Origin of the sequence: Erwinia sp. STN24, assembly GCF_041320675.1 — a bacterium.
In the GTDB taxonomy this organism is placed as follows: Bacteria; Pseudomonadota; Gammaproteobacteria; order Enterobacterales; family Enterobacteriaceae; genus Erwinia; species Erwinia aeris.
The window spans coordinates 916,637-933,198 of record NZ_JBGGPM010000001.1 but is presented as its reverse complement, the minus strand read 5'-3'; the positions used below and the strand labels follow the sequence as shown (position 1 = coordinate 933,198).

Below are 16,562 nucleotides of genomic sequence, written 5' to 3'. Positions count from 1 at the left end.
CCTGAAGAACCGGAAAATTGCTTCCGCTTCATCTACCAGGGCATCAAATGAAACTCTCTAATTATAAGATCGGCGTGCGTTTAGGCCTGCTGGCCGCAGTATTGCTTTGCGCCACGCTATTTATCGGCCTGCGCGGCCTCGCTATCAACGAAAACGCGCTTGAGCAAAGCAGTCAGATCATGCAGCAGGAAATGCAGATTGAGCGGGTTATCGACACCGCGCGAAATGCACAAGTGCAGTTTAAGATTCAGGTACAGGAGTGGAAAAATACGCTGCTGCGCGGCGGCCAGAGTCCGGAGGCTTTTGCTAAGTACAGGACGGCTTTTATTGAACAGGGCGACAAGACTCAGCAGCTGCTTGCCACGCTGATCGAAACGATGCCGACGGTAGGCATGGATAACCGTGAAGCGCGGGAGACGCGTAAGCTTCATGGCGAGCTGCAAGAGCGCTATCTCAGCGCGCTACAGGCTTACCAGCAGGGTGATGCCGACAGCGCGCAGCGCGTCGATCGTCTGGTCACCGGCGTCGATCGTCTGCCGACAAAAATGATCGACGAAGTGGTAGCCAACGTGCTGACGCACACGCAAAGCCTACATAAGCAGATCGCCGCTGCTAATCAGCAAAGTTATCAGCACACCAGACTGATCCTGGCCTTGTCGATGCTGTTAGCGCTGTTGACCGGCTGCATCATTACCTGGTGGCTGGTACGCAGCATCACCCAGCCGCTGGCGCAGGCAGTAAAAATCGCCCAGACGGTGGCGGCCGGCGATCTGCAGACGCAAATCGTGGTGAAAGGCCGTGATGAAACGGCCTCACTCATGGCCGCGCTGAAAGAGATGAACACCAATCTTACGCGTATCGTTTCCGACGTGCGTGACGGCACGGAAACTATCGCCTCGGCTTCGTCACAGATTGCCCTGGGCAGTCAGGATCTCTCCGGTCGTAATGAGGCACAGGCCAGCGCGCTGGAAGAAACGGCGGCCTCGATGGAGCAGTTAACATCCGTAGTCAGAAAAAATGCTGACAACGCACGTCATGCCAGCGATATCGCTCAGGATGCCACGTCAGCCGCGCAGCTGGGCGGCAGCGTGGTGAAGGAAGTAGTACATACGATGGGCGAGATTCAGCATTTTTCCAGCCAAATTAGCAATATTATCAGCCTGATTGATGGCATCGCCTTCCAGACCAATATTCTGGCGCTGAACGCCGCCGTTGAAGCCGCAAGGGCAGGAAGCGAAGGGCGGGGCTTTGCCGTGGTGGCCGCTGAAGTGCGGGCGCTGTCGCAACGTTCTGCCGCTGCCGCCAGGGATATTAAAACCTTAATTGACAGCTCGGTCAGCCGTATCAATACGGGTAACGCGCTGGTCGAACGCGCGGGTCAGGCGATGGAAAATATTGTGGAAAACGTGCACCGCGTCAGCTCGCTGGTGGCAGAGATCTCGCTGGCAAGTAATGAGCAAAGCGTCGGTATCGATCAGGTTAACCTCGCGGTAACGCAAATGGATGATGCCACTCAGCAGAACGCCTCATTGTCGCAGGAATCGACCGTAGCGGCGCAGTCCCTGCAGCAGCAGGCTGAAAATCTGCTGCGTAGCGTCAGCGTGTTTAAGCTTTCCGCTATTGTATAGGACACAGAAACGCGACGGCGGCCCGGCTGCTGTCGCATTCTCTCTTTATTAAATTAATAGGCGGAAGACCTGCCCAACGTACCTTTTCGTTCTGCTATTTTTGCCACAGAGTACCCTGTTAAATAACCATTATTTCACTATTAAAAAAATAAATTATTTAGCGACAGGGTTAAGAACGTGACCTTTTATTGTTAAGCCAGCGGGGTAATTATATTTTTCTATTCTTTTTTTCATGGCGTTTACCCTTTCATTAGTTAAATATATAGCCGCCTCCTTCATTTAATGCTGACCTGTTATCAATAATTGCTGCCTGGCGATAACGCTTGCCTGATATCTTTCTTTGGACATAAACCTTGAAGAGAAAATAATCATGGCAACCCTGAGTAAAGTAAAAACATATATTCCCTGGAAAGGCCGGTATGGATGGATGCGGCCGGTCTGAGTAAGGGAATTAATCATGACCGTCAGCATCTGGGAATTATCCTGTTTGCAGGGCAGGCGATCAAAGTCCGCCAGCTATCGCCCAATAACGGCTCATTGACGCTGCGTTTACTGAATAATGATGATCAAACTGAAGCTTCTGTCAGCTTTGGCTCCGCCTGGGTGACGTTGAGTGCCGGCGCGGCCTCTGTGCCTTTTATTGATACCCCTTACGATCTTTCCGCTGCCGTTGTGGAATATGAATATGACGACAGGGCTAACACGCTGCCTGTCTATGAGCAAGGCGGCAGCGAAAGCGCTTTCTTTCAGCTCTGGGACAGCCAGAACGCTGAGTTTGCATTAATCAGCAGCGAGTTTGTGAATATTTTAATTCCGGCAGTCGATAAACAAAAACTGCGTACGCTCCACGCGCAAAATAGCATCGACCGTTTAATCGAAGGCTACAGCAATATCTTTAATTTTTATAACACGCTGCTTGGCCTTTCTTTCCAGACGCCTGTTATTACCGATAGGAATATCCGCAACCGCTACTTTATCAAGGCGGACAAAAGCGGCCCGGGCGCGGCTTATTACAGCGATCGCTGGACCGCCGAAACCAGCCCGACCGTTAGCGACTTCTGGCTGTTCAGCAAAGAGCCCGGCTGGGGCTGCCTGCACGAAATTGCCCATGGTTATGAAGGCAAATTCATGTCGGACAGATTTATCGACGTGCGCGAGGTCTGGAACAATATTCACTGTGCCTGCTACCAGCATCTTACGATGGGCGACAGGCAATATCAGGAAGGCTGGCTGTACGACTACGGCAGACAGGCTGCGGTGGAAAAAGTTATTAATGATTTTGTGCGTAACGGCACGCCAGTGAATCAGTGGGATCTGCGCTCGAAACTCTACTTTATGATGCAGATGGTCAACAAGGCGGGCATGGAAGCCTTTACCCACTTTAATCAGCAGTACCGTCTGCTCAGTAACCGCGACGGCTTTATTGCTGAAGAACATTCGCTGCTGGATATGCTTTCTGTCAGCTTTGCCGAAGCGGGCGCCAAAATTGACGTTACGCCTTTTATGCAGCTGGTTGGCGCGCCACTCACTCGCCAGCAGCGCGACAATAATCTGTTTTGCCAGGGTAAGGCGGTTTATCCGTTAAATCAGCTGGTAGAAGAGGGACGGCTGGCGGCGTTGCAGCAGCAGCTGAATTTGCGTAGTCCGCTGGCGCTGGTGGATGTTCAGCAACTGAAAATAACCGGTCTGACCGGCAGCGTCAGCCTGAAACTGGATATCGATGACTTCCGTCAGATTGAAAATGAAACCCTGACGCTGCTTGACGGCGCAACGGTCGTACGGCAGGTAAAAATTAACCGGCAGGAAGTGCTGCTTGAGGATCTGCCTGTTGGCGTTTACACGCTGCATTTACCCACCGGTAAAAGCCAAAAGTATGCTGTGCAGCCAGGCTATCTGAAAGTTAAAACCGGGCAGTCAGCGCAGGTTATTCATTACCAGCGTAAAATAGCCTCACCGTTACTTAATCAGGTATTTAACCTGCTGGGGCTGGGCGATGCCAGCTTTGCCAGCGTCGAGCTGGACCACAGCAAAGGCCTGCTCAGCATTAATGCGGGTGGAAACAGTCCGCACGTTTATTTCCCGGATCAAACCTATGCTCAGATTACGATCCGCGACGGCAGCAACAGAGAAATCTATAAAAGAACTTTTCTGGGCAACGATCGCCTTATTGCTCACGACGAAATCGCTTTCTCTTACGGGGATCGGATTGAAATCTACCATCGTGAACCTTCTCGTTTACGTTTGTCGCCCGCCGTATCCGGCATAATCGATGCTACTGGCGAAACCAATCATTTTGTTATTACGGCCAGCGGCCTGAAAAATGAAAAATTAAACAACAACCCAGAAACGGATCTGGCCGAGAGACTGGAAAGCGCTTCGCTGGCGATTGCCGCTAACCATGCGGTTGTGGGCGCGGATTATGCGGCGGCTAAAGACGATCTCTGGCTGGCCGTCATGGCTTTGAGCCGTCCGCTGCGTGATATCCTGTTTGCAAAATATTATATTTATCTTTCTATGCATAACGAGCTGACGGAGCATCCTGAAGTGCCTGAAGTGCCTGAAGTGCCTGAAGTGCCTGAAGTGCCTGAAGTGCCTGAAGTGCCTGAAGAACCGGTGGCGCCGGCTCCGCCGCTTTATCCGCTTTGGGAAGCCGGTCGCATATACGTCGGAGGCGACAGGGTGACGCACAAAGGACGAAACTATCTGGCTAAATGGTGGATTGGGCAGGGCACCGAACCCGGCCTGGAGAGCACGACCGGGGCGGCAGACGGCGACGGCCGTCCATGGACAGAGATCTAACCCAGGTCTGAGTCAGGCAGCCTGAAAAGTATTCATTTCGGGCTGCTGTTAAATGGCAACGCAGAGCACATGGGAAGGGTACTCTGCGTTTTTTACCTTTATTGAAAGTAACCAGCGGTTCAACTAAACCGCCGCCATCCTGCAACGGCTTTCTCCCGTGCCTGCTACTTACCTGTCTGCTTCAAAATCTCAGCCAGCTGCGCGCGGTGCTCGCCGTCAATCTCCCGAGCGGCGGAATAACCGGCGTTCAGCAGAATGGTTTCATTCAGCCCCACCAGCCAGTCATAGATATAGTAGGCGGCATGGTTATTAGGCTTCAGCGCCAGCTTTGTCAGCCGCTGGCCCGGCCCCAGGCTGGCGGCCTGGGTTTCCGGACGGGCGAAGATCTTCTGGCCACGATTGATTTTACTGTCGGGGCGCGCCGACTCTGGCAGATGCTGGAAGCCGAGCCAGGCGACGAAATCGCCCAGCACGCTCAGCGCGCGGGAGACCTGGCGATCGGCCAGCATCTCGGCCGGGGTATTCGCCGCATCTTTATCCGTCAGGATTTTCACCAGCGCGCCTTCAATATCCAGACGAATACTGGCCGTGGTCAGCTCTTCAGTCAGCATCTCCAGCGTGGGGCGCGTCACGCCCAGCAGCTCCAGCAGCGCGTCCTGTTCGGGCAGCTGTCCCAGCAGGTTGATCCAGTAACGGTAGACCTGTTGCGCAAAGCCATTTTCCGCTTCGCTCTCCTCGCCCGTTTGCTGCGCATCCAGCGGCAGCGGTAAAGGATCGTTGCTCAACAGATCGATACTCATCCCAATGCCGAAGGGATCCTCTTCCGTCAGGGCATACTCTTCGTTGCTGCGGCGCTCGGCGGGGTGTTGCTGCTGCATAAACAGGTGACGCAGCGTTTCGCGCGTCGGCAGCAGCCGCTCCAGCAGCTCGCCGTGCACGCCGGTTCTGGCTTGCAACGCCTTCAGCAGCGTTTCGGCAACGCGCAGGCGGGCCTCCGGCTCCTCTTTTTCCGCCGCCAGATACCAGCGGCCCAGCAGGTTATCGCTCAGCTCGCGACGGATCTCGCTGAGCTGTTCCTGCAAGCGCGTCATTTTGTTTTCGCGGCTGACTTCGCTGGTCAGCCAGCCCGCCATCCGCTTCACGCCCTTATCGTCCATCGTCAGCATGGTGCCCCAGGCATCGCCGGGATTGCCCACGTAGCGCTGTACGGCGGCGTCGTGGTTCTGACCGTGCGTAATACGCTGGTCAAAAGGCGTCAGCGCCCAGATTAGCGCAGGTTTGCGGCCGCTGTGCGGCTGGCCCTGGGTCTGCTTCACCCAGTTGTCCAGCACACGGCCCACGATGCGGGTATCCGCGCGCTGGCTGGAAGCGTTACAGACCATCAGCAAGTCGACATCCTGCCGTTCTGCGGCGCGGGTTAACAGGAAAGGACGCTTGGCGGTGGTAAAGGCCAGCGCCAGTTCGTGCGCGCTGTCATCCGGCAGAACTGACGGTTCTTCAAAACCGGGAAAGTCCAGCAGATCGACCTGTTCAAACAGGTTTTCACGCGGCGCGCTGTAGAACGGCAGCAGCACTTCGCGGCTCAGCAGGTTCAGCTCGCCCAGCGCCAGGTTAACCGGCCTCAGGCTGCGGCCGTTATGCTGCGGCACTACCTGAATAACGCGATCCGATGAGGCGTTAAAATAGCGCAGGCCGCTGCTGTTTAATACGCTCAGGCCGGGATCGTCCACCGTGCTGATGGGCGCCAGCACGCGTCGCGCGCCGGAAAGATGATGCAGCACGTGCGCCAGCTGGCGATAAAGCGCGGAAAGATCGCGGTCTTCATTCCACAGCAGGGAAAAGAGGCGGGCGCGATCGTCCACGCCCAGCATCGGCGCCAGCTCCACGGCCTGCGGCCAGAAATGACTTTCCAGCGCCTTGCTGCGGCAAATCTGGGCGGCGTTCAGACGGTGCCACAGCGCCACCACGTTATTGCTGCTCATGCCTTCCACGCTCTGCGCCTGGCGATAAACGGCGACGCTTTTCATGCGCTCGGCAATCTGCTGCTCATCCAGCGCGATGGTTTCGCTGCCGCTGCGTTTGGCCCAGATTTGCGCCAGCACGCCGGCGATCTCTTCTTCGCTCATCAGCGACAGCTGCACCGGCCATTCGTTATCGGTGCTGGTCTGCCGGCCGCTGAAGCGCATCACCATGGTGGCGCTCTGCTGCTGCGGATTAAGCTGCGCATAGTCAAAGGTGGTATTGCCCAGCGCCAGCTCCATCCGGCCTTTTTCACTGGCGGCCAGCGCGGCGATCAGCCAGGCTTTGCCCGCCTGCGCCAGGCCGAAAAAGCCGACCGCGCACTCGTTGCTCGCGGCCTCATTCAGCCGGGTTGCCTTGTTATGCTGATGCCGCAGCCGGACGCCAAGGCGATCCGCTTCCATATTAAGACGTGGGGCGGTGGTACGGGCGCTTTCCAGCCAAATCAGCGCGCGATCGATACCCTTGGTCACGTTTTCCAGTTTTTTGCCGAACTGCCCCGATGGCTTAGGCGTCAACGCTTTCATTTTTTATATACGCTCCCACTGTCAATCCAGTAATGGGTTAATCCTGAGCCGCTGCTGGCCAGCGTATTCAGCCTGAGCCGCAGATGTTCCAGCGGCACGCGGCTGCCGTCGTCCAGCGTTGCCTCGGCAATAGCAAATCTTTCCGGGCCGAATTCGCCTTTGGTTTCCGCCACCGCCAGCTTGATCTTCAGCACCTTGTCGCCTGCCACGCTGCGGGCCAGCTGCGGATCGGCGATCGACAGGGTGTAAAGCGGCGAAGCGGGCCAGCGATCGTTATCCAGCTGCCGGAATCCCAGCGTCAGCGCGCCGCGAACCTGAAAACGCTCGCGTGGGTCGAGCCGGAAATTATCGTCATCCAGATCGATATCGGCATACCAGACGTTCTCGGCGCTCAGGCTGCCGTTACCGTCCAGCATGCCCAGATAGCGAATAGTGGAGTACGGCTGAAAATCACCTGCCTTAAACCAGAAGTTCGCCAGCCTTAAATCCAGCGACAGCAGGCACAGCATAGCGCCGACCGCCGCCGTGGATTTCGGGTTCTCAATCCGGCCCTGTTTGTTAAAGGGATACCAGTCGTTGGTGTGGTAGCCGTCCAGCGACAGAATACGGCTGACCGGCAGCGGCTGGAGATGGCGGAACAGCGCCTGCACGCCAGGGAAGCGCGAAGGGCGACCCGTCAGCAGCAGCACGTCGCAGTCATACACGGCGACCACTTCCGACATCGAGCGCAGGCTCTGGGTAATATTCATACGCGGCGACAGGAACTCCGCATGAAGTTTGCTCAGCCTGACCACCAGCGGGACACGCAGCAGATCGAAAGCTTCCGCCTCGTTCGGCAGCTCGCGCTGGATCTCGCGGTTGATATAGTCGAGCAGCTTTTGCGTCGGCGCCTGGGCCAGCAGCTCGCCAAAGCGGGCATCCAGCTCGGCGTTCAGCTCCAGCGGATCGAATTTTTCATAGGCTTCCAGAATCGCCTGGCCTACCGGAATGAAAATTTGCAGCGTAACCTGCTGACGCAGCGTGGAATGTCCGTCCAGACGACCTTCATGGCCGAAAAGCCGCGTCATTACGCCTTCCGGGTTCACCATACCGGCTTCTTTGAACGCGTGCTGCAAGGCGGGCAGCACGTAAAGCTGGATCACATCCAGCAGAATGTCGTCGCCGGCCTGCTTAAAGCCTTCACGGAACAGCAGGCGCGGCATAATCTTCACGTTGTTGCCGACGCCGTCATCCAGGCGATACTGGGTGATCGCCAGATCGGTGGTGCCGCCGCCGATATCAATGGAGGCGATACGCAGCGTTTTGCCCACCGGCTCGTCGGGCGCGCGAACGCGATCGGGGCGCGCCATGCTGACAAAGAACGCCTCGGCGCGACCGCCGAAGTTCACCTGCGTTTCGTTATAGAGATAAACCATCTGGCCGCAGGTCGCTTCGTCCCATTCCATCTGGACTTCCGGCACCGGCACGCTGCTTTTTGCCTTGTCTTTGGCGCTGGTAAAGTCGTCATCCGCCGGATGCCAGCCCATCGCTTTCCAGATCAGCGCGATCGCTTCCTGCATCCGACGACGGAAAATCTCGCGCTCCGGTTTAGGCATAGCGGAAGGCAGCGTCAGGATAATATTACGCAGCTGGCGCGGCGCGCTGCTGTGCAGCATCTTCTGGCGCTGCAGCGCGCTGTTCATTTGCAGCAGCGCCTGCGCCAGCAGTTCGCCAAGCATAAACGTCATTACGGAACTACGGCTGTACTGCGGCGTAAAGACCGGCAGGCGCTCCTCCAGCGGCTGGCTGAACAGCGGCTCGCCTTCGTCATTAACCAGATTAGTCAGCGGCGCGGCGGTTGCCAGCGGCTCCAGCGCGGCGTTGCCCGGCGTGCGGCTGAAGCGCCAGCCTGGCGTGTAGGCATCCTCATCCCAAAGATAGCGGCGCGGGCTGGAAATGCCGGTTGCGCCTTCCGTGCCTAAACGCTGCAGCGCCAGGTTGCTCGCCTCGCGGCCTACGCGGGTAATCGAAGGCCAGATAAAGGCGTCATCGCGTCCGCTTTCCATCGAGAAGTTCTGCTTGCCAAAGCTGGCCTGGGCAAATTCAACGCGGCTCTCGAACAGCTCGTTATAGACGCGGTGCGGCGTGCCCAGATCCCGCAGATGCAGCTCATAGGTGTGCTTGAGGCCGTGATGATCGTCAACGTGATCTTCCACCATAATGCCGCAGGTATGCGAGTTGCCAACGTCCAGGATCAAATCGACCGGGATGGCCGGCTCCTGTAGCGTGGCGGCGCTGATCTTCAGCTCCGGCATCGCCAGCTGGTGGCCGAGCATATGCAGAATATTCAGGTAATGGGCCTGGTATTCGAATTCGCGCAGCGCTGTGCGGATATTAACCTGCGGACGCTGCTCGACGGCGGCGGCCTGCTGGCTGAAGACCTCGCGCAGCCAGCCGTCGATCCAGGTATGATCCAGAAACTCGCCCAGCTCGTTGCTGCGATAAGCCAGCGCGAAGCTGACGCCGTTTTTGACGTCGCTCTCCACCAGCGCCAGCGACTCGTCTTCGCCTTCCTGCCAGGTGCGGGTTTCGAAAGCCAGGCAAATGCGATGCGTCTTGCCGTTTTGATCGGGCTTATCCAGCGCGACAATCTGCACGCGCGCCCAGTTATCAGGCCCGCCGATAAAAGTGCGGGGCGGATTAAAGCGAAAGAAGGGTAGCGGCAGCCACACGCCGTCCAGCAGCGCCAGCGACTGCGCCAGCGGGAAACTAAACTCGGGCTTCACCACTTCCGGCATGCCGCCCACCGCGATCGGCAGCAAATATTTGCCGCTCTGCGCGTTAAAGTTCAGACGCAGCAGCGGGCCGTTGGCCGTCTGGCGGACAAATTTGCCCGGCAAATCGTTTTCCGGATCCGGCGTCAGGGCAAAATCCAGGAACTGGATGCCGCTGTTCTGAATCAGCGTCATGTTCGGTTTAAAATCTGCGGTCGCCAGCATCATTATTTACTCTCGCGCTTCATCGTCATCGGTAATACGGTATCGGCATCATATTGGCCGCTACAGGCGGCGGCGGTGCCTTCGGCGCCCTGTACGCAGGTCAGCTCGGGCATGTGGTAGCGCGAACCGTCGCTGCATTTTGCTCGGGTGCGGCTATTAATTACCAGGTTGCCGGATTTCATCACGCCCGCGTAGACCTCCACGCGACAAACCGTGCCGTCGCCCTGGGTCATCTGCGCCTGGCCTTTGCCGTTGCGCAGCTGATAGCGCAGCACGGGCGGCTTGCCGGTGAGCGGGGTTTTAATGCCGACAATCACGCGCCAGTTGCCGTTAAGGAAACGGGTAGAGCCTAGCTTGACCGCGTCCGCAGGCAGCACTAAATCATCTTTACCCGCAGGCACGGCAGGCGGCTGTTCAACCGGGGCTGGCGTGGTCTCAGCAGCGGACTGCGCCGGCGTCACCGTAACGGCCGCGACGCTGGCGGGTGCTACCGGCAGCGCAACGGCAGACTGCTTAACCGCATCAGCAGCAGGCTGCGTTTCGGCAGGTTGTTTAGCCGCATCGGCAGCCGGCTTCGTCTCAGCGGTTTGTTTAGCCGGTTCGGCAGCAGATTGCTTGATATCAGCAGCGGTTTTCTCGGGCGCAACCGCAGGTTTCGGCTCATTTACGTTCGCGGCTTGTGACGCTGTCACTTCCTGACGCATGGCGGAAAAATAGTTTTTCATCTGCACGCCAAACACAACCAGCAGCGCGGCAGCAGGCAGTATCCAGCCATAGCGCAGCAGGTTTTGCTTAGCCGTATTTTTCACAGGCTCGGGTTTAACGGGCGCTGATGCAGCGGGCGGCGGCTCAGGCGCATTTTCCGGCTCGGCGGAGGTCTGATAAGCCGCAATGGCAGGTGTAACGACAGGCGTAACGACAGGCGCGACGGCGGCAGCGACAGGCGGCGCGCTTACCGCAGGCGCGACGGCAACCACCGGCGCGGCCGCCGTCATTTTCGACAGCGTCAACGGCACTTCTTCTTCGACGGCGCGCAGACAATCCAGCGGATCCAGCTGGCCTTTTTTCTCAAGGCTGACAAATCCCCAGAAGGTCAGAACGGGTTTGCCGCCGACCAGATAGACAAAGTTTTGATCGGGAAACTGAATCGCTTTAGCCAGCAGCGCGCCAAAAAGTTTCTGACTGTTTTTATCCGACTGCAGCGCACGCTGGCACAGGTCGGCCACCGTTTGCTGACAGGCAACCAGCTGATTTAACGCGTGCGCGCGTGCGCTGTCGCTGGCCGCAGCCCAGGAGATAACTTTGCCGGAAATGGGCGAATACCAGTCCAGACGGTCACCGGCATCGTTGGGTTGAGGGATAGCCAGGCAGTCAGCTATCTGCTGCTGTTTCCGCAGGCGCAGCGTCTCGCGCAGCTGCAGGGCTGATAAATAAACGGGCTGACCGTTTTCGCCAAGAGGCAGAACCGCGTCCAGGCTTCCGCTGCGTAAAAATAGTTTAGCCACGCAAAGACCTTTTTTAGTCAGGATTCAATAAGTTTTAATCCAAATTTCTATTTACTGTAGTCGAGTGGACTTAAATCAAATGCAGAAATAAGAGGGTAAAGCGTGTTTTACTCAGCTCATGACGCAAAAAAAAGTCAGGAACAGGTTAATTTTTAAGGAAAATAGCTGGAAAAAGCAGCGCCTATCGCAATAACAGGCGCGGCCGAGGTTAATTTTTTACCCAAAGTGCCGATAACGATTTTGTGACGAATACCATAAATATGACAAAAGGTTACAACATGATCGGCTCTACCAAATCGGGGATATTATCCTGGCTGAAATCCAACGCCAGCCATTTACGCGCAACGCTCAGCTCGCTGAACAACGCCATCGCCATGATCGAATTTACGCCACAGGGTCATATCCTGACGGCAAATGCACTTTTTTTAGAGACAATGGGCTACAAACTGAGCGAAATCGTTGGCAAGCATCATCGGCTCTTCTGTACCGACGAGCTGATCCACTCGCCGGAATATGGTCAGTTCTGGCAGCGCCTTGCGCGTGGCGAAAGCTTCAGTGATAAGTTCCTGCGGCTGGCAAAACATCAGCGCCCGATCTGGCTTGAAGCTAACTATGTGCCGGTACAGGATCGCCACGGCCGGGTGATTAAAATCGTTAAGCTAGCCTCCGATATTACTCGCCATATTCAGGATGCGCAGGAGCAGCGGGCGATGACGACTGCTATCAGCCGCTCAATGGCGGTGATTGCTTTTAACCTGAAGGGTGAAGTATTACGCGCCAACCAGAACTTTTTAAAAACCACCGGCTATAGCCATGAGCAAATTATCGGGCGTCATCACCGCATGTTTTGCGCGCCGGAAGTGTATAACAGCCGTGAATACAGCGAGTTCTGGCACAAGCTGCAAAAGGGCGACTTTGTCGCCGGGCAATTCCCCCGCGTTAACAGCAAGGGCGAAACGATTTGGCTACGCGCCACCTATAACCCGATTTTCGATGCTAACAACGAGCTTTATGAGGTTGTCAAATTCGCTACCGACGTAACGGCACAGGTAGAGAAAAACCAGCAGGAGCGCGAAGCGGTCGATCACGCGTATAAAGCGGCGGTGGAAACCAGTCAAAACACGCGGCTCGGCGTCAGCGTGATTGAAAACAGCGTGGCGCGCATGAACGAAGTCGCCAGCGAGATGCATAAAGTCTCAGGAGACATCAACGGCCTTAGCTCCCAGTCCGCGCAAATTGGCGAGATAGTGGAAACGATCCGTTCTATTGCCAATCAGACCAACCTGCTGGCGTTAAACGCCGCCGTTGAAGCGGCCAGAGCGGGCACGCATGGACGCAGCTTTGCGGTCGTGGCTAACGAGGTGCGCAGCCTGGCGGCCAATATCAATAGCGCCAGCCAGGAGATCGCGAGCGTGGTCGATCGTAACCAGCAGCTGGCACAGCTGGCGCAAAAAAATATTACCGCAAACCTGGCGCGGGCCGACAGCGGCGTGGCGCTGGTAAAAGAAGCGGGCGACGTTATCGTAAATATTCAGAACAACTCCGAGCAGGTGGTGGATGCCATCGGCAACGTGACGCAGCATCTGACCAAATAGCGGCTTCATCTTCCGGCGGGCTGCCGCAATAGTGGACATATTGCGGCGCAGATCGTCAATTTTTACATCCTGATACACTCCCTGCCGCTAATGACTCGTTTCGCTCCCTGACCATCCGGCGAGCTTTGCTAAACTCAGTCCGTTAACGAAACAGAGGAAGAGAGCATGAAAATCAAAAGCTATGCAGCGATGGAAGCCGGTAAGGCCCTGGAGCTGTATGAGTATGATGCGCCGGAGCTGAGCGCCGAGGAAGTGGAAGTCGAAGTGGAATATTGCGGCGTCTGCCATTCCGATCTCTCAATGATCGATAACGAGTGGGGCATCTCACGCTATCCGACTATTGCCGGCCATGAAGTGATTGGTCGCGTGTCCGCCATGGGCGAAGCAGCGAAGTCCAAAGGGCTTTCCGTTGGCCAGCGCGTGGGCATTGGCTGGACGGCGAAAAGCTGTCAGCACTGCGACGCCTGTATCAATGGCGAGCAGGTTAACTGCGAGCAGGGTTCAATCCCTACCATTCTGAACAACGGCGGCTTTGCCGAGAAGCTTCGCGCCGACTGGCAATGGGTTATTCCGCTGCCGGAAAACCTGGACGCGGCGACCGCTGGCCCGCTGCTGTGCGGCGGCATCACCGTCTTTAAACCGCTGCTGATGAGCAACGTCACGGCGACCAGCCGCGTGGGCGTCATCGGCATTGGTGGCCTGGGCCATATCGCTATCAAGATCCTGCGCGCGATGGGCGCGGAAGTGGTGGCGTTCAGCTCCACGCCAGATAAAAAGCAGTCCATCCTGGAAATGGGCGCTGACGAGGTCATCAACAGCCGCGATCCGGAAGCGCTGAAAAGCCAGGCGGGCCGTTTCGATCTGATTATCAGCACTGTAGCAGTGGATCTGGACTGGAAACCTTACTTCGACGCGCTGGCGCCGCAGGGCAAATTCCACACCGTGGGCGCCGTGCTGAAACCGTTTGAAGTCTCCGCTTTCCAGCTAATTATGGGCGATAAAGCGTTGACCGGCTCGTCTACCGGTTCTCCGGGCCAGCTGCGCTCGCTGCTGAAGCTGGCGTCACGCCGCGATATCGCGCCGCGCGTGGAGTATTTCCCGATGTCAAAAATCAATGAAGCGCTGGATCACGTGCGCGCCGGTAAGGCGAACTATCGTGTGGTGCTGAAAGCGGATTTCTGATGCGGTCTTTTAGCTGCTGATATGCTGAACGGCGACCCTGCGGTCGCCGTTTTTTTTAGCCTGCCCTGGCCGGATACAACCATGATGTGTACTTAGCCCTGGCCTGCGTCCGTTTCAGTAAAAGCAGGGGTCTTCAGGCCGGTGGAGTAGGCTACCTTTTTTACTTTTTCCGGCGTGGTGGTCACTTTTACCGCCGGGATAGTGACACGCCCAAAGCCGAGCAGGGTAGGGACATAGCCGCCAACCTGGTGCTCGCCTGCGGGCAAATGCAGTTGCAGGCTCTGACCGCGGATCAGCGCGCCGGCATCTTTACCGTCCACTGTGACATAAACGGCAGAGCCGTCATCGGTACGGCTGGTCACGTGGGAAACGTCAACCTGAGTTGGCCCCGTGGAGAAATCTTCGGCCGAAACCACGGCCGGGCCTTTAAAGAAATCTTTAGCCGATGCCGTTATCGATGTTGTGGCCGGTTCATCTTTCTTGTGGCTGGTGCAGCCGGTCAGGGTTATGGCGGCCATCGCTACGGCCAGGGTGAAACGACAGATCATTATACCTCACTATCCTCTACGGCTTTTAAGGCGCTATTTTAGCGCCTGGCCGCGTCTGAAAACAGTCAGGTCTCTTCTTAAAATGTGCCTTATCGCATTTTTTAACCGGCGCAGACAAAGACCTGACGCGCCTGAGCAGGCAAGATCTCAGTTTTCCGATAATCGTGATGGATAAAAACCGGCTAACGGGAGTCATGATCGCACTTTAGTTACATCATACTAAAGGTAGTGATAATAATTCCATACCTAAACTCCAGAAATAACACGCATTCATACAGGCTAAAACGCAGCTAAATCAGATACAGACTATCAGTAAGAAAGGCATTTTTTGCGGGTAAAGTGCCGCTTCGAATCAGGAACGAAGCGGCAAATGGCTTAACCTATCACCTTATTTCTTCCCGCCAGCGGCGCAATCGCCACCTGTAACAGGCTTAACGCAATCATAAACAGCAGCGGGGCCGACCAGCTGTCAAAATGCTCGTGCAGCACGCCGAAAACCAGCGGGCCCAGCGCGGCCAGACCGTAACCTACGCATTGTGCCATGCCTGATAAGCGCGAAGCCTGATGATGATCGCCCGAACGCAGACCAAACAGAGAAAGGCTTATCACCAAAGAGGCGCCCGCGCCCAGTCCGGCAATAATCAACCAAAACACGGCCAGGGCAGGGAACAGATAAAGGCCGCACAGCCCGGTAAAAATTGCCAGCGAAGCCAGCAGGGCGATAGCGCGCTGATCGGCCAGGCGTTTCAGCGCCCGCATACAGGCAAGATTGGCGACGATTGCCACAATCTGATAGAGAAACAGCAGCCAGCCGGCGGCAAACTGGCTGAATCCTTGCGCCTCAGCCCAGGGCGTAAACCACGCAATCAGCGTGTAAAAGGCCAGCGACTGCAATCCCATAAACAGCGAAACCTGCCAGCCTAATGCGGCACGCCACGGCGAGCGCAGCGTAGAAACCGCCAGCGGTGTGCGCGTCGTTTGTCGTTGCCGGGCGCGTTTCAGCAGCGGTAGCCAGGCCGCCAGCGCGATGGCCGCCGGGATCAGCCAGACGGCCAGCGAAAAAAACCAGCCCGCATTCGTTAACGATGCCAGCGGCACCGCGATACCGGAAGCCAGGCTGGCGGTAATCGACATGACACAGGCATAAAGACCGATATAGCGGGCGGAATGCCGGGCGAAATCACGCTTAATCAGCGGCGGCAGCAGCACGTTGGCGGCGGCAATACCACCGCTCAGGATCGCCGTGCCCAGCCATAGCGCAGCGCTGCTGCCGGCAATGCGCAGAGCGGAACCGGATAAGATCAGCCAGACCGCGAGCCACAGCGTTTTCTCCAGTCCAAAGCGATTGCCTGACCACGCTGCAGGTGGCGCGAGCAGGGCAAACATCATCAGCGGAATAAAATTAAGCAGGCCAGCGTCGGTAGCCGTCAGGCTAAAGGTCAGGCGAATATCTTCCAGCACCGGGCCAATCGACGTCAGGGGGGCGCGCAAACAGGCTGCGGTAAGCAGTAAAACAGTAAGGAAAAAACCGGAACGGGTAAAAATTGGGGACATTATCGACATCGCAAAAAGAGCAGGCGCGGCCCGCTGATTATGCGTTGGTTGACGTTAACGCTTACGCAACCGAGCTGGCCCGGCTGTCTGGGCGCTATGTTAACGGCTAAAAAGCGCCGTTGTAAACCTTTTCAGAATGCCCTTATGTAGCCGGTTTACCCGTCATGGCTTACGTCTTACAAAATCCTGAAAAGTTCATTAATAGTCTTTTACATAAGAAATAAAAA

At 56.5% G+C, this 16,562-nt stretch carries 9 protein-coding genes; 4 read left to right on the top strand and 5 right to left on the bottom strand.

Features of this window, described 5'->3' with window-relative positions; all coding sequences use genetic code 11:
• Positions 1–47: 47 nt before the first annotated feature.
• Complete coding sequence (locus ACA373_RS04385) at positions 48–1,628, top strand: methyl-accepting chemotaxis protein (protein ID WP_253454029.1); 1,581 nt, start codon at positions 48–50, stop codon at positions 1,626–1,628.
• Between the two features lie 423 nt (positions 1,629–2,051).
• On the top strand, positions 2,052–4,427 hold the full coding sequence (locus ACA373_RS04380; protein ID WP_370734067.1) for a putative mucin/carbohydrate-binding domain-containing protein: 2,376 nt from the start codon (positions 2,052–2,054) through the stop codon (positions 4,425–4,427).
• A 164-nt stretch (positions 4,428–4,591) separates the two neighbouring features.
• Here ACA373_RS04380 and ACA373_RS04375 read toward each other — a convergent pair whose 3' ends face one another.
• Genes ACA373_RS04375 through ACA373_RS04365 form a run of 3 tightly spaced genes read right to left on the bottom strand, consistent with a single transcriptional unit; the run spans position 4,592 to position 11,456 of the window.
• Complete coding sequence (locus ACA373_RS04375) at positions 4,592–6,973, bottom strand: virulence factor SrfC family protein (protein WP_370734066.1); 2,382 nt, start codon at positions 6,971–6,973, stop codon at positions 4,592–4,594.
• Positions 6,970–9,951: a virulence factor SrfB gene (locus ACA373_RS04370; RefSeq protein WP_253460964.1), complete on the bottom strand. Its 2,982-nt coding sequence runs from the start codon at positions 9,949–9,951 to the stop codon at positions 6,970–6,972. The genes ACA373_RS04375 and ACA373_RS04370 overlap by 4 nt, the downstream gene beginning before the upstream one ends.
• A 2-nt stretch (positions 9,952–9,953) precedes the next feature.
• A complete protein-coding gene (locus ACA373_RS04365; RefSeq protein WP_301250764.1) occupies positions 9,954–11,456 on the bottom strand; it encodes an SrfA family protein in 1,503 nt (500 codons plus the stop codon).
• Positions 11,457–11,734: 278 nt separating this feature from the next.
• Between ACA373_RS04365 and ACA373_RS04360 the strand changes: the two genes are divergently transcribed.
• Positions 11,735–13,051: a methyl-accepting chemotaxis protein gene (locus ACA373_RS04360; RefSeq protein WP_370734449.1), complete on the top strand. Its 1,317-nt coding sequence runs from the start codon at positions 11,735–11,737 to the stop codon at positions 13,049–13,051.
• Between the two features lie 165 nt (positions 13,052–13,216).
• On the top strand, positions 13,217–14,233 hold the full coding sequence (locus tag ACA373_RS04355; RefSeq protein ID WP_253454038.1) for an NAD(P)-dependent alcohol dehydrogenase: 1,017 nt from the start codon (positions 13,217–13,219) through the stop codon (positions 14,231–14,233).
• A 92-nt stretch (positions 14,234–14,325) separates the two neighbouring features.
• Here ACA373_RS04355 and ACA373_RS04350 read toward each other — a convergent pair whose 3' ends face one another.
• Together ACA373_RS04350 and ACA373_RS04345 are read right to left on the bottom strand one after the other, a co-directional pair.
• Positions 14,326–14,781, bottom strand: a complete 456-nt coding sequence (locus tag ACA373_RS04350; RefSeq protein ID WP_253454040.1) for a hypothetical protein — start codon at positions 14,779–14,781, stop codon at positions 14,326–14,328.
• A gap of 375 nt (positions 14,782–15,156) precedes the next feature.
• On the bottom strand, positions 15,157–16,344 hold the full coding sequence (locus ACA373_RS04345) for an MFS transporter (RefSeq protein WP_253454042.1): 1,188 nt from the start codon (positions 16,342–16,344) through the stop codon (positions 15,157–15,159).
• Between the last annotated feature and the right edge of the window lie 218 nt (positions 16,345–16,562).